The organism is Bradyrhizobium jicamae, from assembly GCF_018130695.1.
Classification (GTDB): domain Bacteria; phylum Pseudomonadota; class Alphaproteobacteria; order Rhizobiales; family Xanthobacteraceae; genus Bradyrhizobium; species Bradyrhizobium jicamae_B.
This window is the reverse complement of sequence record NZ_JAFCJX010000013.1, coordinates 139,364-161,122: the sequence shown is the minus strand read 5'-3', so window position 1 is coordinate 161,122 and position 21,759 is coordinate 139,364. Positions and strand designations below refer to the sequence as shown.

The 21,759-nt window shown below is 64.8% G+C and carries 24 protein-coding genes; 9 read left to right on the top strand and 15 right to left on the bottom strand.

Features of this window, described 5'->3' with window-relative positions:
• Positions 1 to 30: 30 nt before the first annotated feature.
• The 3 genes from JQ604_RS20480 to JQ604_RS20470 all read right to left on the bottom strand — a co-directional run bounded on the left by JQ604_RS20480 (position 31) and on the right by JQ604_RS20470 (position 2,282).
• Entirely contained in the window at positions 31 to 849 is an 819-nt protein-coding gene (locus tag JQ604_RS20480; RefSeq protein ID WP_212360495.1) for a phytanoyl-CoA dioxygenase, read from the bottom strand.
• 247 nt (positions 850 to 1,096) lie between these two features.
• The gene (gene dksA / locus JQ604_RS20475) at positions 1,097 to 1,462 is read right to left on the bottom strand and encodes an RNA polymerase-binding protein DksA (protein WP_172803574.1); all 366 of its coding nucleotides are present in this window, start codon (positions 1,460 to 1,462) and stop codon (positions 1,097 to 1,099) included.
• A 208-nt stretch (positions 1,463 to 1,670) separates the two neighbouring features.
• Entirely contained in the window at positions 1,671 to 2,282 is a 612-nt protein-coding gene (locus JQ604_RS20470; protein WP_212360491.1) for an NAD(P)-dependent oxidoreductase, read from the bottom strand.
• 100 nt (positions 2,283 to 2,382) lie between these two features.
• On the opposite strand from JQ604_RS20470, the gene JQ604_RS20465 reads away from it, so the two are divergent.
• Positions 2,383 to 2,754 carry a winged helix-turn-helix transcriptional regulator gene (locus tag JQ604_RS20465; protein ID WP_212360488.1) on the top strand — a complete coding sequence of 124 codons (372 nt, stop codon included), beginning with the start codon at positions 2,383 to 2,385 and terminating at the stop codon, positions 2,752 to 2,754.
• 81 nt (positions 2,755 to 2,835) lie between these two features.
• Here the strand turns inward: JQ604_RS20465 and JQ604_RS20460 are convergent, their stop codons facing one another.
• A complete protein-coding gene (locus JQ604_RS20460; protein ID WP_212360486.1) occupies positions 2,836 to 3,249 on the bottom strand; it encodes a flagellar assembly protein FliX in 414 nt (137 codons plus the stop codon).
• Between the two features lie 263 nt (positions 3,250 to 3,512).
• Between JQ604_RS20460 and JQ604_RS20455 the strand changes: the two genes are divergently transcribed.
• The 4 genes from JQ604_RS20455 to JQ604_RS20440 all read left to right on the top strand — a co-directional run bounded on the left by JQ604_RS20455 (position 3,513) and on the right by JQ604_RS20440 (position 6,039).
• Positions 3,513 to 4,637 carry a flagellar basal body P-ring protein FlgI gene (locus tag JQ604_RS20455; RefSeq protein WP_212360483.1) on the top strand — a complete coding sequence of 375 codons (1,125 nt, stop codon included), beginning with the start codon at positions 3,513 to 3,515 and terminating at the stop codon, positions 4,635 to 4,637.
• A gap of 32 nt (positions 4,638 to 4,669) precedes the next feature.
• A complete protein-coding gene (gene flgJ, locus JQ604_RS20450; protein WP_212360767.1) occupies positions 4,670 to 4,996 on the top strand; it encodes a flagellar assembly peptidoglycan hydrolase FlgJ in 327 nt (108 codons plus the stop codon).
• 19 nt (positions 4,997 to 5,015) lie between these two features.
• Positions 5,016 to 5,513, top strand: a complete 498-nt coding sequence (locus JQ604_RS20445; RefSeq protein WP_212360479.1) for a hypothetical protein — start codon at positions 5,016 to 5,018, stop codon at positions 5,511 to 5,513.
• Positions 5,514 to 5,673: 160 nt separating this feature from the next.
• Positions 5,674 to 6,039 (top strand): hypothetical protein, encoded by a 366-nt coding sequence (locus tag JQ604_RS20440; protein ID WP_212360476.1) that lies wholly within the window; start codon positions 5,674 to 5,676, stop codon positions 6,037 to 6,039.
• A gap of 31 nt (positions 6,040 to 6,070) precedes the next feature.
• On the opposite strand, the gene JQ604_RS20435 is transcribed toward JQ604_RS20440, so the two are convergent.
• From JQ604_RS20435 to JQ604_RS20425, 3 genes are all read right to left on the bottom strand, one after another.
• Positions 6,071 to 6,436 carry a hypothetical protein gene (locus JQ604_RS20435; RefSeq protein WP_212360473.1) on the bottom strand — a complete coding sequence of 122 codons (366 nt, stop codon included), beginning with the start codon at positions 6,434 to 6,436 and terminating at the stop codon, positions 6,071 to 6,073.
• Positions 6,437 to 6,462: 26 nt separating this feature from the next.
• Positions 6,463 to 6,828, bottom strand: a complete 366-nt coding sequence (gene flaF / locus JQ604_RS20430) for a flagellar biosynthesis regulator FlaF (protein ID WP_212360468.1) — start codon at positions 6,826 to 6,828, stop codon at positions 6,463 to 6,465.
• Positions 6,829 to 7,045: 217 nt separating this feature from the next.
• Positions 7,046 to 8,269 (bottom strand): flagellin, encoded by a 1,224-nt coding sequence (locus JQ604_RS20425; protein WP_212360465.1) that lies wholly within the window; start codon positions 8,267 to 8,269, stop codon positions 7,046 to 7,048.
• Between the two features lie 374 nt (positions 8,270 to 8,643).
• On the opposite strand from JQ604_RS20425, the gene flbT reads away from it, so the two are divergent.
• A complete protein-coding gene (flbT, locus tag JQ604_RS20420; protein ID WP_212360462.1) occupies positions 8,644 to 9,075 on the top strand; it encodes a flagellar biosynthesis repressor FlbT in 432 nt (143 codons plus the stop codon).
• Between the two features lie 72 nt (positions 9,076 to 9,147).
• Here flbT and JQ604_RS20415 read toward each other — a convergent pair whose 3' ends face one another.
• The 5 genes from JQ604_RS20415 to JQ604_RS20395 all read right to left on the bottom strand — a co-directional run bounded on the left by JQ604_RS20415 (position 9,148) and on the right by JQ604_RS20395 (position 17,117).
• The gene (locus JQ604_RS20415) at positions 9,148 to 11,025 is read right to left on the bottom strand and encodes a flagellar protein (protein WP_212360457.1); all 1,878 of its coding nucleotides are present in this window, start codon (positions 11,023 to 11,025) and stop codon (positions 9,148 to 9,150) included.
• 7 nt (positions 11,026 to 11,032) lie between these two features.
• Complete coding sequence (gene flgK / locus JQ604_RS20410; RefSeq protein ID WP_212360454.1) at positions 11,033 to 12,916, bottom strand: flagellar hook-associated protein FlgK; 1,884 nt, start codon at positions 12,914 to 12,916, stop codon at positions 11,033 to 11,035.
• A 45-nt stretch (positions 12,917 to 12,961) separates the two neighbouring features.
• Positions 12,962 to 14,788 carry a flagellar hook-basal body complex protein gene (locus JQ604_RS20405; RefSeq protein ID WP_212360450.1) on the bottom strand — a complete coding sequence of 609 codons (1,827 nt, stop codon included), beginning with the start codon at positions 14,786 to 14,788 and terminating at the stop codon, positions 12,962 to 12,964.
• A gap of 191 nt (positions 14,789 to 14,979) precedes the next feature.
• Positions 14,980 to 15,480, bottom strand: a complete 501-nt coding sequence (gene msrB, locus JQ604_RS20400) for a peptide-methionine (R)-S-oxide reductase MsrB (RefSeq protein ID WP_212360447.1) — start codon at positions 15,478 to 15,480, stop codon at positions 14,980 to 14,982.
• A 149-nt stretch (positions 15,481 to 15,629) separates the two neighbouring features.
• Positions 15,630 to 17,117 carry an NAD(P)/FAD-dependent oxidoreductase gene (locus JQ604_RS20395; protein ID WP_212360442.1) on the bottom strand — a complete coding sequence of 496 codons (1,488 nt, stop codon included), beginning with the start codon at positions 17,115 to 17,117 and terminating at the stop codon, positions 15,630 to 15,632.
• A 96-nt stretch (positions 17,118 to 17,213) separates the two neighbouring features.
• On the opposite strand from JQ604_RS20395, the gene JQ604_RS20390 reads away from it, so the two are divergent.
• Together JQ604_RS20390 and JQ604_RS20385 are read left to right on the top strand one after the other, a co-directional pair.
• A complete protein-coding gene (locus tag JQ604_RS20390; protein ID WP_212360438.1) occupies positions 17,214 to 17,747 on the top strand; it encodes a SixA phosphatase family protein in 534 nt (177 codons plus the stop codon).
• Between the two features lie 195 nt (positions 17,748 to 17,942).
• A complete protein-coding gene (locus tag JQ604_RS20385; protein WP_212360435.1) occupies positions 17,943 to 18,368 on the top strand; it encodes a universal stress protein in 426 nt (141 codons plus the stop codon).
• Positions 18,369 to 18,443: 75 nt separating this feature from the next.
• On the opposite strand, the gene JQ604_RS20380 is transcribed toward JQ604_RS20385, so the two are convergent.
• Positions 18,444 to 18,695, bottom strand: coding sequence for a DUF1127 domain-containing protein (locus tag JQ604_RS20380; protein WP_212360430.1), 252 nt, complete (start codon positions 18,693 to 18,695; stop codon positions 18,444 to 18,446).
• A gap of 182 nt (positions 18,696 to 18,877) precedes the next feature.
• Here JQ604_RS20380 and JQ604_RS20375 point away from each other — a divergent pair, with 182 nt between their 5' ends.
• Complete coding sequence (locus JQ604_RS20375) at positions 18,878 to 20,224, top strand: PLP-dependent aminotransferase family protein (RefSeq protein WP_212360426.1); 1,347 nt, start codon at positions 18,878 to 18,880, stop codon at positions 20,222 to 20,224.
• A gap of 8 nt (positions 20,225 to 20,232) precedes the next feature.
• Here the strand turns inward: JQ604_RS20375 and JQ604_RS20370 are convergent, their stop codons facing one another.
• Both JQ604_RS20370 and JQ604_RS20365 read right to left on the bottom strand, forming a co-directional pair.
• On the bottom strand, positions 20,233 to 20,826 hold the full coding sequence (locus JQ604_RS20370; RefSeq protein WP_212360422.1) for a YdcF family protein: 594 nt from the start codon (positions 20,824 to 20,826) through the stop codon (positions 20,233 to 20,235).
• A 324-nt stretch (positions 20,827 to 21,150) separates the two neighbouring features.
• Positions 21,151 to 21,756, bottom strand: a complete 606-nt coding sequence (locus tag JQ604_RS20365) for a hypothetical protein (RefSeq protein ID WP_249158483.1) — start codon at positions 21,754 to 21,756, stop codon at positions 21,151 to 21,153.
• Between the last annotated feature and the right edge of the window lie 3 nt (positions 21,757 to 21,759).

The window sequence follows — 21,759 nt, the reverse complement described above, 5'->3', positions numbered from 1 at the left end:
CTCGATGACAAGCGCGCTACCGTGCCGCGCCTATCCTGCGTCGATCCTTCCCAGCGCCAGCCGGATCGCGATCTCGACCGGTGAATAGTCACCATCGGCGCGTTCGAGCCGGTATGGTTCGGCCGGAGGGAGATCCGGCTGCGCCATGAAGCGTGGTGATTTTCCGCGATGCATCTGCGCCGCGTGCACCAGGAACGGATGGCAGAGGTAGACGGTGCCCGCCTCGCCCGTCGCAAGCGCGATCTCACAATCGGCGCCCATGTCATCGAGCACCATCCGCGCGCGGCCCGCCTCACCCGCCGGCGCCAGGTAGCGCGCCATCGGCATGTGCGAGCCGACCCTGATCCGGGTCGGTGCGTCGCGCTCGCCGACATCGGAGAACAGGAACAACATCAGCAACGCGCGCCCGCGCGAGACAATGTTGGCTCGCCACGCCGAATAATCGTGCCGTTCATTGGGGTCGCAATCCTCGCCGGGAAAGCTGAGATCGATATGCCAGCCGGCATCGCCGGGATCGTCCGGATGCGGAAAGCGCACCGGAAAGGTGCCGCCAATATCCTTGCGCGGCCGCCAGCGTCCCACCCCGACCAACTGGTCGAACGCGCGATGCAGCACCGGCGTGTTGGCGATCTCTCGAAATAGCGGACCGCCATAGCCGGACAGCCGGATCACCGGGCGCGTCCAGGTCGACGGATCGTGCTCGCTGCACGGCAGATCGCGCCACAGGATGGCACGGCCCTGCTCAGCGAGCGCGCGGGGAAAGGCGTTGTCGATCCTGACAAAGCCCTGTTCGATGAATTGCTGGATTTGCGCGGGCTCAAGCGCACGCGCGTCGTCTCGATCGGTCATGATTGTTGTCTCTCAAGCTGTCGCCAGCCATCGTCGGTCCGCGTCATGCGGAACCCGGCCGGCTCATTCGGTTCACTGGAATCCCGCCGGGCGACGCCGACGGAACTGATGATCAGCGCTTCCTCGCGGAAAGCGGGATCAGCCCAGGAAGAACACCGAGGCGATGTTGAGAGTGCGTGTCATCATGGCGGCGCGAACATACAGGGCGTGCGCGCCGGTATCAATCATCCGTGGCGGTCAGCCACCCCTACTCGTCGCGATAGACCTTCTCGCGCTTCTCGTGACGCTCCTGCGCCTCCACCGACAGCGTTGCGATCGGGCGGGCTTCGAGCCGCTTCAGCGAGATCGGATCACCGGTCTCTTCGCAATAGCCGTAGGTATTGTCCTCGATGCGCTGGAGGGCGGCATCGATTTTGGAGATCAGCTTGCGCTGACGGTCGCGGGCGCGCAGTTCGATCGCCCGATCGGTCTCGGAGGAGGCCCGATCGGCGAGGTCGGGGTGATTGACGTTCTCTTCCTGCAACGTCTGCAGCGTGATCTTCGATTCTCGGAGGATCTCGTCCTTCCAGGCCAGCAGCTTGGCGCGGAAATAATCGCGCTGCCGCTCATTCATGAAAGGCTCTTTTTCAGACGGCCGGTAGTTCTTCAGCTTTTCCAAAGGCAACCATGTCCCTGTCAGACGGAGGAAATTCCCCTCCGCGCGGCGCCTTATATAGCGATGACATGTGACAGACAATATCTTGCGGGGGGCGGCAAGGGCCGCCCCCAAAGCCTTGCACAGGCAAAGTTATCGGCCCCGGCCGAAGGGGTGGCCGAACACCTCAATAGCCGACCGTGAAGCGCTTACGCAGGTGCGAAGGGCGCTCGATCTCGTCGACGAGTGCAACTGCGAAATCGGGGAAGCTGATCCAGCTCTTGCCGTCGGAATCGCTCAGCAGCTGATCGGTCCCGAGACGGAACTTTCCGGTCCGCTCGCCCTCGACGAACAGGGCGGACGGCGACAGGAAGGTCCAGTTCAGCTCCTTTTCCTGGCCGAGCAGGTCCAGGAAGGCGGCGCCCTTCTCGGCCTCAGCCTTGTACTGGGCCGGAAAGTTCGGCGTCGTGACCAGGCGGACACCCGGGGCGACCTCGAGGCTGCCGGCCCCGCCGACCACAAGGTAACGGCCAACCTTCGAATCCCTGGCGGCGCCGATCAGCTTGAGGGGATCGCTGGCCAGGAAGTGGACGGAGCTGACGGCGGCGTCATGCCCGGCCCAGAGCGCGGCAAGCCCGGCCTGGTCAAGCACGTCGCCCTTCCTGGCGGTGACGCCCGGCAGGGTCGCGATCTTCTCGGGGTTGCGGGCGATGGCGGTGACGGTATGGCCGCGGCGGGACAGTTCGGCAGTGATGCAGGAACCGGCGCGTCCGGAGGCGCCGGCGACGGCGATCTTCATGGGTGTCTCCATTTGTGGTAACCAATGGTGACTAGATAGCGAACTGGATATAAGTGTGAAGAGAGCACTTTCGTCCTACCAGATAACGCCGGAGTAACCGATGAAGCCGAATGCCTATGCCGCCGCATGCCCGACCCGTCAGATCCTCGACCGGGTCGGCGACAAATGGGCGGTGCTGATCCTGCTGCTGCTGCGCGACGAGCCGATGCGCTTCAACGCGCTGCGCCGTGCCATCGAAGGCATCTCGCAGAAGATGCTGTCGCAGGTGCTGAAGAGTCTGGAGCGCGACGGGCTCATTCGCCGCCGCGCAATCGCGACCGTGCCGGTGACGGTGGAATATTCGATCACGTCGCTCGGGCTGACGCTTGCCGCCGCCGTCGATCCCTTGCGCGATTGGGCCGAGAGCAATCTCAAGGAAGTGCTGGCGGCGCAGCGCCGCTACGACGCGCAGCGCAAGGCGCTGGCCGCATAGCGTTCTCGAGCGAAGCCTGTCCCGCGCGTGATGCGGGATAGACTTCCGATTCGCGTGAAGAAAACGCGTTAAAAAGAGAGACTAGAACTGACCGGCTTTCGCGAGCTCGACTTCGACGCGCAGCTCGATCTCGCTCAGCACGGAATCGAGGCCGGGATCGCCGGAGGATTCCTTGAGATTCGCAGCCGCGGTGCGCAGGCGGTTGACGGTAGCCGCATCGAGATTGCCGGAGAGCAGTCCGAGCTTGAGATCGTCGAGCACGTCGAGTGCGCCCTTGCCGCGTGCCACCGAGCGCTTGCGGCGCTCGGTCGGATCCTCCACGCCCTGCAGCGCCAGCAGCCCGTCGATATTGGCTGCGGATTTTGGCGCGGCGGCTGAGCGGACCTCTTCGGACACGGTGGCCGTATCCGGCAGCGAGAAGCCGGTCGACGACGTGCGGCGCGTGCTGCTCGTGGGCGTCCCAAGCGTGGTGCCGTTCGGTCCATAGATGCGCATCGTGGTGTCTCGCTGGCCTCGCGTGAAAATACCATCGCCGTTTTATGGTTAACGGGGCGTAAACGACCCGGCAATTTCTGCCGCCGCGCGGCAGTTTCGCGCGGGCTGCCAAACCGGAAGCAAATAGCTCCGCGAAAATTTCGATAAAGATATCAACGTCCTGCCCTCTCCAAACAACGTGGCACTGATCTCGCATAGTTAATGGCGGATCGCCGTCATGGGAGTGTCGCGTGATCCAGTTGGAAGTTTGAGGGGAGAACGGGATGCCCGGCATCCGTACGGCAAAGCAGATAGGACTGGCCTGCGCGGCGCTGCTGGCGTTGGCGTGGTCAGCCATGCCCGCGGGCGCGACGTCCCGGATCAAGGACCTCGCCAACATCGAAGGCGTGCGCCAGAACCAGCTGATCGGCTACGGCCTCGTGGTCGGCCTCAACGGCACCGGCGATACCCTCAACAACATCCCCTTCACCAAGCAGTCGCTACAGGCGATGCTGGAGCGCATGGGCGTCAACATCCGCGGCGCCACCATCCGCACCGGCAACGTTGCCGCCGTGATGGTCACCGGCAATCTGCCGGCGTTCGGCACCCAGGGCACGCGGATGGACGTCACCGTCTCCGCGCTCGGCGATGCCAAGAATCTGCAGGGCGGCACCCTGCTCGTCACCCCCCTGCTCGGCGCCGACGGCAATGTCTATGCGGTCGCACAGGGCTCCGTCGCGGTCGCGGGCTTCGCCGCCGAAGGCGCCGCCGCCAGCGTCGTGCGCGGCGTACCGACCGTCGGCCGCATCGCCAACGGCGCCATCATCGAGCGCGAGATCGAGTTCGCGCTGAACCGCCTGCCCAATGTCCGGCTGGCGCTGCGCAACGCCGACTTCACCACCGCCAAGCGCATTGCGGCCGCAGTCAACGACTTCCTCGGCGTCAAGACCGCCGAGCCGATCGATCCCTCGACCGTGCAGCTCTCGATCCCCGGCGAGTTCAAGGGCAACGTCGTCGCCTTCCTGACCGAGATCGAGCAACTGCAGGTCGAACCGGATCTCGCCGCCAAGATCGTGATCGACGAACGCTCCGGCGTCATCGTGATGGGCCGCGACGTCCGCGTCGCCACCGTTGCGGTGGCGCAAGGCAATCTCACGGTCGCGATCTCGGAGAGCCCGCAGGTGAGCCAACCCAACCCGCTGTCGCGCGGACGAACCGTGGTGACGCCGCGATCGAGCGTTGCAGTCTCCGAGGAAGGCAAGAAATTCGCGGTCATGAAGGACGGCGTCTCGCTGCAGCAGCTCGTCGACGGCCTCAACGGTCTCGGCATCGGGCCGCGCGATCTGATCAGCATCCTGCAGGCGATCAAGGCTGCAGGTGCGATCCAGGCCGACATCGAGGTGATGTGATGGACAGCCTGATCAGCGCGACCACCGGCAGCATGCCCAAGAAGGCCCTGATGCCGATGTTCAACGGCCGGCCCGATCCGTCCTTCGCCGAGGCACTGAAGAAGGTGTCGCCGGAAGCGCAGGCCAAGACAAAGAAGACCGCCACCGAGTTCGAGGCGATGTTCCTCAACACGATGTTCTCGCAGATGACCACCAGCCTGAAGGGCGACGGCCCGTTCGGCGACACGCCCGGCACCGGCCCGTGGCGCTCGATGCTCACCGATCAATACGCCAAGAATTTCGCCAAGGGAGGCGGCGTCGGCATTTCCAACGAAGTGTACCGCAGCCTGATCCTGCAGCAAGCCAGCCGCACCGCTTGAAGCGCGCGAAGGAGAAGCCATGAACCAGCGTCTGCAGCAGCGCCCCGCGCCCGCCCCCGCTCCCCGTCCCGCAACACCGACACCTCCGGAGGTGCGCAAGCTTGCCGAGGAGCTGATGGAGGTGATGAGCGCGCTGCTCGGCACCATCGAGCTGGAAACCGAACTGGTGCGCGCCGGCAAGGTCCGCGAGGCGATGCGGCTGGAGACGCAGAAGTCCGAATTGTCGCGCCGCTACATGCTCGCGGTCGAAGGCCTGAAGACCGCGCAGAAAGTTCTGTCGCAGGCCGCCCCCGAACTGCTCACCACGCTGCGCCGTCATCACGACACCTTCCGCGCGATGCTGCAGGTCAACCTCACCGTGCTCGCGACCGCGCATGCGGTGTCCGAAGGCATCGTGCGCGGCGTCAACACCGAGATGCAGCGCCGCAACATGCCGAACACCTACACCGCGGCCGGACAACGCGCCGCGCCGACCGCGCGTCACATCGCGCCGCTCGCGGTCAGCCGCTCGCTCTAAAAAAATCTCTGATAATTTTCATCAATTCGGCGCCCCCGTAGAAGCACGGAATTGAGGGCGTTTTGTAACAGCATATTGAGACGTGTTCCCTAGAGTTGCGTTTCGGAGGGGTTGGGATTTGACTCAAGCGTAGCTAGTGCCGAAGCACTAGGAGGCTTTCATGAGTACAGATTTCAACATCAAACCGGTGGGGGCACCGGTTGCCGCGCCGATTGTTTCGCATGCGAGCGAGACGGCGCAGAAGGCGGTTGCGACCGAGCTGCCGGCGAGCCAGAGCGTCACCGCTCCGGAGCCGAGCGTGAAGGTCACCATCGATTCCAACGTCGCCAACGCGGCCCTGATGGACCAGGTGTTCATCGACCGCGACGCGCGGGCCGTTGTCTACCAGGTGGTGGACAACCGCACCAGCCAGGTGGTGAAGCAATATCCCGAAGAAGCCGTGCTGCGCCGTCGCGCCTATTTCCACGCGCTCGACCTCAGCAAGGAAGCGCCGACGCGGATCGGCGGCACCGATCGTCACGTGTAAGAGCAGACTTGATTGATGAAAGACCCGGCGGTCAGTTCGACTGCTTGGCGTAGGCCTGATCGAGATAGGTCGATCCCGTCGCGGGATCTGTCACGACGTTCTTGATCAGCGCCGTTCCCTTGCCGACCAGCGTGAACTTGGTATCGCCCACGCGGAACGCGTTGTCCTTGATCAGCACGTCCTGATATTTGCTGGTGCTGCCGCTCTGGTAGTGCACCTTGCCGCGGAAGCCGGTGACGTTCGAGACTGTCACCGTGAACGACTTGCCATCGGCATACTTGCCGCTCCAGCTGCCCTGATAGAGATCAGGATCAACCGCGACGTAGGGCGTCTTCGACGGGGTGGTCAACCCGACGGCCTTGTAGTTGGCCGACAGGATGCTCATCAGATCGGCCATGGGCGGCCTCCGTCGAGGTCAGGCGATCAGCCGCGACCGGACAGGCCGGCGGCGAGATTGCAGTTGATGTCGATCAGCGACTTCAGCTTCGCCGGATCCGGGTTGAGCTGCATGTCGACGGTCTGCTTCAGCACGAATACGCCGATATTGGCGATGTTCTGGCGGACCTCGAGCGGCTGCTGGTTTTCGTCGGCCTGCGCCGCGCTCAGGAAGATCGACCACAGGCGGCGGTTGAACAGCAGCGCGTTGTTCATCTCCGCGCACGGACCGGTCCAGTTGGTCTGGACTTCCTGCAACTGTCGAGCCGCCTTCAGCAGCGCCTGCGCCTCGATCTCACGGGGGGACGCCGTCGTGGTGGACGTGCGCGCGTAGGCCTGGGCTGCATTCGACATTCAAAAACCTCGGATGGGTGCGGATTTCTCGAGCCGCGGATACTTCAAGACATTCCCGACTTTGATACCGGCGGCGCCTTTAAATATGGTTAGCAACCGTTAGAAACTCGGACCGATGTTGGGCAAAAAAGCGTTGCTGCAGCGCCGAATTTCTCGAGAGACTTCCGAACAAAAACGGCGGGGTTGCCCCCGCCGTTTCGCACGTTCTTCAGGGCCCTTACCGGAGCAGCTGCAGCACGCTCTGCTGGCTCTGGTTGGCGAGCGCGAGCGCAGACACCGCGATCGACTGGCGGGTCGACAGCGCCTGGCTGTTGGCCGCTTCCTCGTTGGTGTCGGCCAGCGTCAGGTTGGACGAGCCGGTCTGCAGCACGTTGATCAGGCTCTTGGAGAAATCCTGGCGGATCTGCACGACCGACAGGTTCGAACCGAGAGACGACGCCTCCGAGCGCAGCGTGCTCGACGCGTTGCTCAGCGAGGTGATGATGCTGTTGGCCGAGTTGCTGTCCAGGAAGTCGGTGCCTGCGGTCAGCGAACCAAGGCCGAGGCCGGCGGCGTCGAAAGTGACACCCGTGATGTTCAGGGTCGACTTGCCGGTCTCGTTGAACGTCAGCTTCAGGTTATCGCCGTTCAGCAGGTTGACGCCGTTGAAGGACGAGTCCTGCGCCGTGGTCGTGATCTGTTGGATCACCGCGTTGTACTGGCTGACCAGGTTGGCGCGCGTGGTCTGCGAAGTCGGATCGGCAACCGCGGCATTGACCGTTCCCACCGTGGCGGTGGCAGCGGTGATGTCGACACCTGCGCCGGTCGGTGCGGTACCGGACTTGGTGATGGTCTGGCTCGCCGCATCGTTGGTCGAGGTGAAGGTCAGCGTGTCGGCCGTCGAGGACAGCGCGGCGGTCACGGCAACGCCGTTCGACGCCAGCACGCTGTTCAGCTGGTCGAGCGTCTTGACGGTCGCGGTGCCGGTGCCGGTTGCGAAGGTCGAGCCGATCGTCACGGCCAGGGTGCCGCTCGAGGTCTTGAAGGTCAGGACCGAACCACCGAGCTTGCCGGCGTTGAGGTCGGTCGCAACCGTCGTGCCGGTGCCGGTACCGGTGCCGGTGACGTCGACATTGGCCTTGGACGTGTAACCGACCGGGCTCTGCAGCACCTGGTTGGCGATCGACTTCGCGGTATCAACCAGCTTCTGCAGCGAGGTGATGCCGGTGTTGGCAGCCTGCAGAACCTGCACGCCGTTGCCGATGCCATCGAGCAGGTTGTTGATGTCGCTGGCGCGGTTGTCCAGCGATTGCGCCGTGAAGAAGTTGGTCGGGTTGTCGAGCGCCGTGTTGACCTTCTTGCCGGTGGCAAGGCGGTTCTGCGTGGTGGAGAGCAGATCAGCGGTGGACTGGAGGGAGAGGAGGTTCTGACGAACGGAGGCGGAGAGAACGATATCGGACATTTTCATACCTTTCTGGTGTGAAACTGAGGGTTCAAAAGCCCGCTCCGATCCTTTCTGATCAGCGCGGATGGCCGATCCTCCCGGTTGCGCGCGAAGGAAAAAGAAATCTCCGCGGGGGCATTTAATTCAAATGGAGAAGAATAAAATTGTCGCGATTGGATGAGGTTCGACCCAAAAACTACTGAGGTCACTGCCGATTTCGGCCCCGTCGCGAGGTGCGAACGCCCGCTTTGTTCACCAAGCGTTAACCATCATGGGAAAGGATCGCTGTCGCATCGGCTCGCAGCCGCATTGACCGCTGTTCAGCAGAGCCGAAATCAACTTCGATTTGCATCGACGATATCTCGCGCGTCCGGCGACCAAGGAGAACAGGCATGGCTTTGAAGGTCGAACTCAAACCGAACGAGCGCATCATCGTCGGCAATTGCGTAATCACCAACACCGATCAGCGCGCGCGCCTGCTGATCGACGGCGATCGCATCCCGATCCTGCGCGAGAAGGACATCCTGACGCCGGAGACCGCCGATACGCCGGCGAAACTGATCTATCTCGCCGTGCAGCTGATGTATCTGTCGCCGGATCCGATGGCGCACCATCCGACCTATTTCAGCCTGGTGCGCGACATCCTCACCGCGATGCCGAGCGCCTGGCCCTTCATCGAAGGCATCAACAACTTCATCCTGAACGGCGACCTCTATCACGCGCTGAAGGAATCCAAGAAGCTGATCGGCCACGAAGAGCAGCTGCTGGAAAGCGCGCGCAATATGAAGGCGTCGGAGCAGGACGAGGATCGCAAATCGGCCTGAACGGCCTCCCCCCGGAAACACAAAAGGCCTCCGCGAGGAGGCCTTTTTCATTTCAGCGATCGGCGTGCGAACTCAGACCGGCAGATATTTCAGCAGTGTGGTCTGATACAGCATCGACGTCGTCTGGTACGACGCCTGCAAGCTGGTCTGCAGCGCGAGGATCTTGGTCGCGACCTCGTCCTGGTTCACGCCTTCGATCTGGTCCAGCATGGTCTGCGCCATGCCCTTGAGCTGGGTCTGGCGATCGGTGGCCGCCTTGATCGCGGTCTGCGTGCCGGCGAATTCGGCCTGCACGTCCTGGATCTGCTGCTGGCCGGTCTGCGGCGCGAGGTTGGCGGAAATGCGCTGCGACAGCGCCGTCGACTGCGCGCTGGCATTCGGGTTGCTGGCATTGGTGGTGACCGCGGCGTAGACCGCAATGTTCTGCAGCAGGTAGCGGAACGCCTGCTCGTTGGCGCGCGCGCCATACTGCACCGTGATGCCTTGATCGACTTGCGCGAGCGCGGTGCCGCGCGCCGACCCCGGCCCGTTCTCGCCGGTGTACCAGGACACGGTGTTGGCCGGTGTGCCGGCCACCAGGCTCATCGCCGTGTTGAGCGGCGAGCCGCCGACCCGCAGCGGCGCCGGCGCCGCGGTCGAGTTGGCGGCGATGCCGAGCGCACCGAGGGCTGCGGTGTTCGAACTCGTGATCGAGAGGTTGGCGCCGTCGGCGCCATGGATCGAGATCGCACCGTTGCTGATGGTCGACGGGTTGCTGGTGCCGGTGATCTGGTCGATCTTGGACAGCAGGGTCTGGATGTTGTCGGTGATGTTGACCTGGTTGCCGGTCGCGCCGGAGGCAACGAAGGTGATCGGCGTGCCATTCACAGTGATGGTGTCGCCCGCCGCGAAGCTCGAGGATAGCGAGTCCGTCCCGACCGCGCCCGACAGCGCGGTCGCGCCGCTGATCGGAGCGGCCGGCGTGTTCTGGTTATTGACCGCAGCGCCGGTGACCGTCGCCACCGGATTGAAGAAATTGTTCGACGCCGCGATCGCGGACGCCGCAACCAGCGAGGTGTCGCTCAAGGTCTGGATCGACGACGTCAGCGCCGACTTCAGGTTCGCCGCGGTCGCAACGGTGTCTGCGCCGATCAGGAACGAGCCGGCTGGCGGCGGATTGGTCGTGGTTGCGGTCAGCTCGATTGCTTCCGTGGTGCCGTCGGGCAGCGTGAAATTGAACTTGATCTTGTCGCCGTCGTTCGGATTGACGGCGCCGAGGTCGACCGTCTCGGACGGCGGCGATCCGGCCGGCTGCGTCACGGTGGCGCCGGTCAGCGAGGACTGCACCGAGAGCAGCTTCAACCCGAACGCCGAACCGTCTTCGCCGATGCTGGTCACCGTGGTCGGCGCCGGCGGCGAGGAGACCGTCAAATGGCCCATGTTGTTGACGCCCTGGTCGGCCTGCTTGCGCTCGGTGATCAGTTGCGTGAGGCCGGCCTGGGTCGCAGTGCCGTTGAGCATGACGTCGGCAGGCACCGTCGCCGCCGTATCGGTGGCGCGGCCGGAAAACAGATAGCGGTCGCCCGACTGGCTGTTGAGCACGGACACGGCGTTGGCGAACGCAGCCTGCGCGGTGATCTGTCCGGAGGTCTGGCCGTTGTTGTTGAGCACCAGCGTGGTCGTCGTCGAGGCGTTCTTCACCTGGGTGCCGATGTCGGACAGCCCCTGCAGCGCCAAATTCGCGACGCTCAGCCGCGTGTTGACGTTGGTCGCCGTGTCGGAATAGGCACCGATGCTGGAGACCTGCGCACGCAGGCTCAGCGCGAAGCCGCGGTCGGCCCCCTGTCCGGCATAAGTGGTGGAAACCTTGCCCGTCGCCAGCTGCGTCGTCAGATCGTTGAGCTGACTCCGCATGTTGATGATGGAGGTGCCGATATAGGATGTCCTGCCGCTAACGCCGTCGATCGACATCTGACCCTCACATGGACTGCATCAGCGTGTCGTACATCTGCTTGATGGACGACATCACGCGTGCGTTGGCGGAGTAGGCATTCTGCAGCGCCAGCAGATGCGCCATCTCGTCGTCGATATTGACGCCGGAGGTCGCGCTCATCTTGTTCTGGAGCGTGTTGAGCACGACGTCCTGGCCGTCGGCCAGCTGTTTGGCCGATGTCGCCGCCTCGCCCTGCTGGCTGATGAACTGCTTGGCGAAATTCAGCAGCGTTCCCTTGAACGGCGCGCCTGTGGTGCCGAGGCCGGTCGTCGGCGAATAGGTGTAGGCGCCGTTCTGCAGCTGCGACAGCATGAAGTCCGAGCGCGTGGTGTCGCCGGCCGCCGTCTGCGGGTTGGTCGAGAACACGATGGTCCGCGAGGGATCGCCGAGCAGCGCGGTATTGACGCTGATGCGTGCCGCCAGCCCCGTCATCTCCGAACCGTTGGCGGTGATCGCCCCGGTGTAGAGACCGCCATTGTCGGTGAATAGCGGCAACTGCGGATTGCCCGAGCTCAGCGACGAGATCGTGGTCGTGACGGAAGCCGCGGTCACGTCCGAGCGGTTGGCGGCACCATCGTCGAGCACGCGCAGCGTCGAGCCGGACGGATTGGAGAACTGCAGACTGGCGCTTGATCCCAGCGCACCGTTCAGTTGCGACAACACCGAGCTCATGCCGCCGGAGAAATCGACGCCGAGCACTTCATCGTTCGGATCGACGGTGGCGTTGTTGCCGAGCGGCAGCACGCTCGGATCGTCGACGCGGACAATCGAGAGATTATGCGTGACGCCGGTGGTGTTGTCCTTGTAGGTGACGTGGATGACGTTGCCGCTCTGCAATCCGGAAAGGTCGAGATCATAGCCGGCCTGCGGCGCCACCGAGGCCGGCGCGGCCGTGCCTGCGGTCGTCTTGTCCGACAATGCGCTGGCCATTGACGCCGCGAACTGGTCGATCTGGGTCTGCGCCTTCACCAGCGTGTTGTCGCGCAGCTCGAGATAGGCCGCGATCTTTCCCGAGCGGATCGAGTTGGTCGACACCATGTCGTAGCTGCCGCCGTGCGGGAACGTGATGGTGATGGTGCCGACGTTGCTCTGGGCCGGATTCGAGTTGTACAGGGTGTTGGGCGTCACCGTGCCCTGCGGGTTGAAGCTCAGCTTTGCCGCTTCGGTGCCGACCAGCTGCACGCCGGAGTTCGTGAACACCGTCACCTGGTTCAGATTGTTGGTGACGGTGCGGATGTCCATCAGCGACGACAGCTGGGTGATGTACTGATCGCGCTGGTCGAGCAGTGCCGCCGTCGACGCGTCGGTCTGCCCGTTGGCCTGCAGCTGGTTGTTGATGCTGGCGATCTGCGTCAACGCGTTGTTCGCGGTGGAGATCGAGTCGTTGATCCCGGTCTCGGCGTTGGCGCGCAGGCTCTGGATGCCGGCCGAGGTGGCGTTGAGCTGCTGCGCCATGGTCTGCGCGGCGTTGACGACGCCGATCCGCGCCGACTGCGAGTCCGGGCTGGTCGACAGGCCCTGGATCGCGGTCAGGAACTTGTTGTAGGCATCCTCGATCGTGCCGGTGTCATCGGGGTTGCCGTACACGCTCTGCAGGTTTTGCAAGTACGTCGAGCGGGTGTCGGCATAGGCCGCACCCGAGGTCTCGGTACGGATCTGCGTCTGCAGATAGTCGTCGAGCTGGCGGTTGACGCCGTTGATCAGCACGCTCGAGCCGAACTCGCCGGTCTGGCCCGCGACCTGGTTCACCGTCTTCTTGGTGTAACCGGGCGTTTCCGCGTTGGCGACGTTCGATCCCACGAGCGCGATCGAAGCCTGCGTTGCACGCAGGCCCGACATTGCGGTGGAAAGAGCTTGGCTCAAACCCATGGCGTGTTACTCACCTTTACTTCGCCTCGCGCGTCATCGCCGCGATCAGCGCATCACGTTCAGGAGATCCTGCACCATCGAGTTGGAGGTGGTGATGACCTTGGTGTTCGCCGAATAGGCCTGCTGGGTGACGATCAGCTTGGTGAACTCGTCGGCGATGTCGGTGTTCGAGCTCTCCAGCGAGGAGCCGACGATGGTGCCGGACTTGCCGAACAGCGCAGCGCCGGATTCGTCGGTCTGCTCGAAGGCGCCGCCGTCGACGCGCTTGAGGAAGTTGGTGCCGTTGAAGGTTGCCACCGAGATTTCCGCAAGATCGAGGTTGCGGCCGTTGGAGTAGTTGCCGACGATGCGGCCGTTGGTGGAGACGCTGACCGACTGCAGCTGGCCGGCCGGGAAGCCGTCCTGCTGGATCTGGTTGACCTGGACGTTGCCGTTGGCGTCGGCGAACTGGGTGAGACCGCCGGTGCCGAAGTTGACCACGGGGCTGCCGAGCGAGACGCCGTTGACGACCGCGTTGGTCAGGGTCACCGAGGCGATTGCCGGCGACATCTGGCCGCTCGCCGAGAAGGTGAAGTTGGTGTTGACGTTCTGCCAGGCGACCTGGGTGCCGGTGGCGTTGGGATTGACCTGGTAGAACAGGTTCCAGGTGTCGGTATGCCCTGCGCCGAGGGTGACGCTGTCGACCTTGCCCCAGCGGAACTGCAGGTTCACTGGCGCGCCAGACACGTCGTAGGTGGTGACCGCGCCGCCCGAGACCGTCTCGTCGATAAAGGTCGAGCTGTCGTTGCCGATCACCTGGCCGGTGCCGACCGTGCCGCCGCCGCCGCGGGTCGCGGTCATGTTGCCGGTGAAGCCGAGCGCCGCCCACGCGGTCGTGTTCGAACTGGCGACCGTGAGATCGTTCTGCAATCCGGAATGCAGGGTGATCGCGCCGCCCGAGACGGAGGACGAATATCCGCCGGCCGTGGCTCCCGACAGCGCGTCGATCTTGCCGAGCAGCGTCGCAATGTCGTCGCCGACATTGACCTGGTTATTGCCGACAGCACCTGACGCCACGAAGGTGATCGTTTGGCCGTTGACCGTGATGGTGTCGGCGGGGGGGCCGGCGGAAAAATTGGCGCCGATCGAGTCGGTGCCGGAGGCGCCCGACAGCAGGGTATTGCCGGTGATCGCCACCGACGGCGTCGCCTTGTTGGACTGCGCCGTGCCCGAGGTCGTGGTGTCCGTATAGGGCGCCGCGGGCGTGCCCAGCACGACTGGATTATGCCCGGAGCTGAACGAAGCCGGCGACAGCAATTCCGATCCGGGAACCGAGGTGTCGTGCTTGGTGGTCAGCGGATAGGATGCGAGGTTGGCGCGATAGTCGACCTTGGTGGTCTCCTGCGCCGGCAGGAAGTCGTTCTGGAATTTCAGCACCTGCGGCGACGAGCCCGAGGGGTTACCGGTGGTCGGGTCGATCGGCACGCCTTCGAGATAATATCCGGCGCCGTTGACGAGGTAACCGTTCTTGTTGAGCTGGAAGTCGCCGCGGCGGGTGTAGCGGTCGACGCCGTCGAAGACCGGCGAACCGTCCGAGAAGCTACCGGGCTTCTGCACCGCAAAGAAGCCGTTGCCGTTGATGGCCATGAAGGTCGCGACCTGGGCCGACTGCACGTCGCCCTGCACCGAGTTGGTGGAGCGGGACTGCGCGGTCACGCCGCCGGCGAGCTGCGCGGTCAGCGCGGTCTGCGGGATCAGGTCGAGGAATGAGGTGTCGATGCGCTTGAACGCCGTGGTCTGCGAGTTGGCGATGTTGCCTGAGATGTTTTCGAGTGCGTACGACTCTGCGCGCAAGCCGCCGACAGAGGTCGTAAGAGCGCCGAAGATACCCATGACATGTTCTCCAAGATCGATACCGGGCGGCTCGGTCGAAAATTAAGGCCGCGTCGGCGGAGCATGTCGCAAGGGTCGTGCCAAGAAACAAAAAGCAATAAAATCATGCGCTTGAAAAAAAGCCCCGATCGTTGGACCGGGGCACATTTGCCGGGACCGGCAACATTTGCCGGGGAATATGGGTCGCGCGGTCAGGTCGCCGACGGCGCCGCCGGGTGGAACACCAGCGCAAAACCGTCCATGCAATAGCGCAGTCCGGTCGGCTTCGGGCCGTCATCGAAGACGTGGCCGAGATGGCCGCCGCAGCGGCGGCAATGCACCTCGGTGCGGGCCATGCCGTAGGTGCGGTCCTCGGTGGTGCCGACCGCATTGTCGAGCGGTTTGAAGAAGCTCGGCCAGCCGGTGCCGCTCTCGAACTTGGTGTCGGATGAGAACAGCGGCAGGTCGCAGCCGGCGCAGGCGAAGGTGCCCTTGCGATGCTCCTTCAACAGCGGGCTCGACCAAGGACGCTCGGTGCCCTGCTTGCGCAGGATGTCATATTGCTGCGGCGTCAGCTGCGCGCGCCACTCGGCGTCGGTCTTCTCGATCTCGAATTTCTCGGCGGCCTGCGCCGGGGTGGCGCGCAGCCAGCGGAACGCGGCCAGGCCGAACAGGCCGGCGACGGAAGCAAGCAAGATACGGCGGTCGATCATGAGACTGGTCTCCGGACGCAGCAGGTGAACTGGTTAAAGTGCGACGAGATCATCGCGCTTTAGATACTTGTTAAGCATGATCTTCTCGGAAAACCGCGACAAGCTTTTCCGGATCATACGTCAGCAAATACGGACCACCCGCGGAGACGTTACATCGAACGGTCCTGAACCTGCTCACTTTCTTGCGAGGGAACAGAGGCCGCCTCTTCGCTGGGCGGCGGCTCGGCGGGCGGCGGCGGCACCGGGCGGGCCGCCCCGGGCGGACGGCGCTGCGGACCCCGGGTTCCTGCCCGGAGATTAGCCTCGGCGAGCCGCGTTTCGCGGATCCGTTCCCTGGCGCGGGCGCCTTCGCGGTAGCGGGCCAGCGCGCCGGTCGCAGCCGCAGCGCCCCGCCCCCACATCCCGATCAGATGGCCCGCGACGCGCCCGGTCGCGCCGCCGGCCCAGACCAGCTCGAAGGGCGAGAACAGCCGCCAGCGCTCATCACCCCACAAGATGCTGCGCGCGATCAGCTGCCCGGCCATCGCCGACGTGTTGAGACCCTGCCGGCCGAAGCCACTGGCCACCCACAGGCCTTTGCGGAGCTGGCCGATCTGCGGCATGCCGTGCACGGTGAGCCCGACTGCGCCGCCAAACGTCTCGGCGACCGGAACCTTGCCGAGTTGCGGAAACACGGTCGCGATCCGGCGCTGGACCGCGCCGGCAAAGCGCTGCGGCCGCGCATCCCACGTGGTCTCCGGGCTCGCCCACATCAGGCGGGCGCCCTCGACGATGCGGAAATGATCGATGCCGTCGCTGTCGTTCACTGACCCAGTGAAACCGATGACGTCGTGCAGCCGCTCGCCGAGCGGCTCGGTGACCCCTGCGTAGCGCCACACCGGCAGCAGCGTCTCCGACAGCCGCTTGAGCGGCGCGCCGAGATGAATGTTGCCGGCGAGCACGATGTGGGCGGCGCGCAGCCGCGCCGATGGCGTCACGATGCGCTTGCGGATGCCGGAGAAGTCGATGCTGACGACCGGCGTGTCCTCGAAGATGCGCGCGCCGGCGCGCGTGGCGAGCGCGGCGAGACCGTGGACATATTTGCGGCCGTCGATCTGGAACGCTTTGGGATAGTAGATGCCGTGGAAGTAGCGGCCGGTCTTCAGCACGCTGCGGACGCGGTCGACCTGCCAGCCCTCGACCTCGGTCTCGAAATCCTCCGAGAGCGTCTGCAGGCGGCTGATCAGCGTCTCGCCGGCATCGACATTGGACACCTCCAGCGCGCCGTCGGACAGGCCGATGCCGGGAATCAGTTCCTCGGTCGCGGCGGCGCGGACATACGCGGCGCCCTCCTTCGAGAGCGCCCAGAGCTCGCGCGCATCCTCGAGCCCAACACGCTCGATCAGGTCGGAGATCGGCAGACCGAAGCCCGGCAGGACGGTGCCGAGTTGGTGGCCCGAGGCGTTCCAGCCGACTTGCCGTCCTTCGAGCACCGCGACGCTGGCCCCGAGCCGCGCCGCCTCGCGGGCCACCGTGAGGCCCGCGAGCCCGGCGCCGACCACACAGATGTCAACATCGAGGTCGAATGCCAGGCGCGACCGGAATGGTGCTGCGCTGTCACCGGGGCCGTCTGCCGCACTTGTGGACGTCTCGCTCATGGCGTTTTCTTACGGACCGCTGCGGCGCTTGTCACCTTGTCCCGGGCATGAGCTTGTAGAATTAATGCCGGACGAAACGAATCGAGATCGAACTCCATGCGCCGACTGATGCTGCTGCGTCATGCCAAGACCGAAGCCGACTCACCTTCGGGGCAGGATCAGGACCGCCGGCTGGATGATCGCGGCCGCCGCGATGCCGCCGAGATGGGCGACTGGATCGGACGGCATCCGCCCTTCCCCGATCTCGCGCTGGTGTCACCGGCCGTGCGGGCGACGCAGACCTGGGAGATCGCGCGCGAGGCGATGCAGGATCGGGCGAAGCAGCCGGCTGTGGAATTCCTCCCCGAGCTCTACGGCGCCGAGGTGGCGCAACTGCTGGCCATCGTCCGCATGGCCTCCGCCACCGACCCGAAGCGCGTGCTGCTGGTCGGCCACAATCCCGGCATGCACGAGCTCGCGCTGGCCCTGACCGGCAGCGGCGACGAGGCATCGCGGAAAGCGCTCAACCACAATCTGCCGACCGCCGGCCTTGCGATCCTCGACTTCGCGATCGACGACTGGAACGAGGTCTCGTTCCGCCGCGGCAAGCTCGTGCTGTTCACCAGCCCGAAACTGTTGAAGCAGGGCTAGACGATCGTCGCGGGCGGACATCGTCACGCGCGCGTGCTATGATCCGGATTGCGCGACAGGGGGACCGGTTCGCGTCACCATGCAGCACCTGATACTCAGATCGAGGCGCCGCATCAAAAGCATGAAGATGAGGGCAGAAGTCCCGGCGTGATCGGGACGAAACGGCTCCGGACCATCAGCGGACAGGAGGCGCATATGTACAAATCTATCCTCGTGCCGATCGATCTGGCCGACACCGATCTGGCGAAGGGTGCAATCGCGACCGCCGCGACATTGTCTCACACCTGGAACGGCTCGGTGCGCCTGCTCAACGTGCTGCCGATGACACCGGTGATGCTGGCCGAGTATGTGCCGGCGGATTTCGACACCCAGCAGCGGGAAACCTCCGAAGAGGCGCTGGCGATCGTGGCGCGCGAATCCGGCATCGAGGCTTCGCGCATCTCAGGCGTGGTCCGCCAGGGCGGCATCTATCACGAGATCCTCGAAGAGGCGGCGGCGATGAAGGCCGATCTGATCGTGATGACCTCGCACCGCCCCGCGATGCGCACCTACTTCCTGGGGTCGAACGCCGGGCATGTCGTGCGCTACGCCAAATGCTCGGTGCTGGTGGTGCGGCACTAGACCTTCGGCCAAAATCCGAAGAACAACCCATGCAAAGTAGCCGGGGATCGTCTTGCTAGCGCCGCACACCTAAACTTAGCGGATCCGGATCAGCTCCAGGTCGATGTCGCCGTTCGCGACGGCCTCGATGTGGCAGCGGGCAATGCCGATATCGCGGAGCGCGCGGTCGTCGAGCTCACCGAGGGTTTTGATGGCCTCGCGGCGCATCCAATAGATGGCGATTGCATCGCCCCAACCTCGGATCAATCGGAGCAATTTGCCCAGGACGCTCGGCAAAACACTCGGCTTTGCGGGCAATGCGGCGGCGGTCGTTGATATCGTGTTCATAGTCCTTCTCCTGGAGTAACTGCGCGGCCAAAAGGTACCGTTGATACAAACGCTTGCTGCGCTTGCACCCGTCATTGACATCGGATTGCCTAGGCTATCTTCAGATCAATCGCAGGCTTGTGCCTGTCTAAATGATCCGATACACTGCTCGGAGCAAGTAAAACATTGCTCTCGGTGCAATAATGTCAAAGTTCGAGTATCTGAAGCTGGCCGATACCGTTGCCGCCGAGATCGCGAGCGGAGCGCTCAAGGCCGGCGACCGCCTGCCGCCGCAGCGCCATTTCGCCTATGAGCGCAAGATCGCGGTCTCCACCGCGAGCCGGGTCTACACCGAGCTGTTGCGCCGCGGCCTCGTCGTCGGCGAAGTCGGCCGCGGCACCTTCGTCTCCGGCGAGGCGCGCCGCGGCGTCGCTGCTCCGACCGAGCCGCGCGGCGCCCGCATCGATCTTGAATTCAACTATCCGCTGCTGACCCACCAGGCTGCGATGATCGCGCGCAGCCTCGAGGGACTCGAGCGTCCCGAAGCCCTGGAGATCGCGCTGCGCCAGGCGACCAGCGGCGGCACCAAGGCGGCGCGCACCATCTCGGCGGAGTTTCTGGCGCGCAAGACCTGGACGCCGAGCCCGGACCAGATCGTGTTCACCGCCAACGGACGGCAATGCATCGCCGCCGCGCTGGCCGCGGTGGTGCCGCCCGGCGGCCGCTGCGGCGTCGAGGCGCTGACCTACCCCTTCATCAAGGGCATTGCGGCGCGGCTCGGCGTCACGCTGGTGCCGCTCGCGATGGACGCCGATGGCGTGCGCCCCGACGCGGTACAGAAGGCGCATCGCGAGGCGCATCTGTCGGCGATCTACGTCCAGCCCACGATCCAGAACCCGCTCGGCATCACCATGCCGGGCGAGCGGCGCGCCGATCTGCTGCGCGTGGTCGAGAAGCTCGGGCTCACCGTCATCGAGGACACCGTCTACGGTTTCCTCGACGACGAGGTACCGCTGGCGGCGCTCGCGCCCGACAGCTGCATCGTGCTCGACAGCCTGTCGAAGAAGGTGGCGCCCGGGCTGGCGCTCGGCTTCATCGTCGCGCCGCCGCGGCTACGGGAGAGCGTGATGGCCTCGGTGCGCTCCGGCGGCTGGACCGCATCCGGCTACGCCTTCGCCGCCGGCCAGCGGTTGATGGGCGACGGCACCGCGGCCGAACTGTCACGGCTGAAACGGATCGACGCCGTGCGGCGCCAGCAGCTGGCGCAAAAATACTTTGCGAATTTCGAGGTGCAGAGCAACGCCAAGTCCTATCATTTGTGGCTGACGCTGCCGCCGCATTGGCGCTCGCAGACCTTCGTCGCCGCAGCCGCCCGGCGCGACATCGCGCTGACGCCGTCGACGACCTTTGCCGTCACCCCGGGCCACGCGCCGAATGCCGTGCGCCTCGCGCTCGCCGCCCCGCCGATGGAGCAGCTCGAGCTGGGCTTGCGGACGCTGGCGGGACTGCTGAGCGCGACGGATGATGAGGATTTCGATTCGACGGAGTGAGCCGCGCCCTACGTGACAGGCCATTCCGCGATAAAGCCCTTCGCCCTGTAGGGCTCGATCTTGTCCCATTCATGCAGCATGCGGCGGCGGAATTCGGGATCGGTGTGCCAGAGTGCGCGTGGCGTCGTGAAGCTGTCGACCATGACCAGCATCTTCTCCACCTCCGGCCAGTGGCGGTGCAGCGTCATCGGATAGCGCCGCGCAGTCCAGGTGTTGCCGAGGCAGATCACGCTCCTGACGGTATCGCGCCCAAGTGCGGCATCGATCACCGGCAGCGAGAAGATCACATTCTCGCCGGTGTTCGTTGCGCGATGCTCTTCCAGGATCAGCTCAGGGGGAATGCCGCGCGCGACCATCGCCGCCTTGATGATGTCACACTCCGAGCGATCCGACCCCGGCGTGACCCCACCGCTCACGATCGCCCAGCGGAACATGCGGTCCCGCCACAGGCGCACCGCCGCATCAACGCGTTCATCGACGTCGACGCGCGTCCCGAACACGAACAGCAGGTCCGCCGGCCTCAGCGGCGTCTCGATCAGGTGCTGTGCATTGATCGCGGCAATCTCCGCATCCGACGGCATTCGCCCGCTACGATCGTCCAAGCCCGATTCCCCTATGGCAGCAGGGTAATCGCATATGGCGTTATTGAGGACCGTTCGCGGGTTCGCTTCGCCTCTCCCGCTTGCGGGGGAGGCCGACGCGCTCGAAGAGCGCGGCGGGTGGGGGCTCTCTCCACGCTGGGAATCCCGTTGCGGAGACACCCCCACCCCACCCTCCCCCGCAAGCGGGAGAGGGAGCCCACCGCCGCTGCCCGCATCACTCCGCTCCCAATCCATATGCGATTGCCCTGACCCATGACGCATCGGAAATTGCCGTGCGGTCGGGCGAAAACAAACTCACATTAGATGTCGTTCGGTTGCGACGGGCTACGGCAGCAGCGCGTCCGGCAGATCGTCAAAACTGTAGCGCCGCGGCCGGTTGCGGCGGATGAAGCCGCCGACCTGCCAGACGAACAGAAACGCGAAGCCGACCAGGAACAGTGCGCCGGTCCATTCGGCCGTCAGCAGCGCGCGCACGAACAAGCCGGTCATCGCGACCGCAAGGCACGCCAGCAGCGCCAGCGCCGCGGTGTAGGTCTTCGGCCCGAGGCCTCCGGTCAGCACGGCCTTGCTGCCGGCCGTCTGCATCCGGCGATGCAACTCGACGATGAAATCGCGATAGCCGTGATCCTGCGGCGCCATCAGCGCGGCGGTCTGCCAGCTCACGGACAGGATGGCGATGCGGCCGCCCTTGGCATTGTCGATATCGGCGCGGAAGCGCTGCGCCTGCATCGATGTCGGACGATAGGACAGTTTGACGGCGCTGATATCGGCATAGTTCCAGACGCCGGACCGTCCGCCGATCGTCCATGACAATCCGGCATCGGTCAGCTCGAAGCGATGCGCCGAGCCGATCAACGAGGCCTTGTAGGCGTAGGCGACCGGCGCGCCCTCGCCTGCGCTTTCCGTCCGGTCCGGCAGCGATGTCGGCAAGGC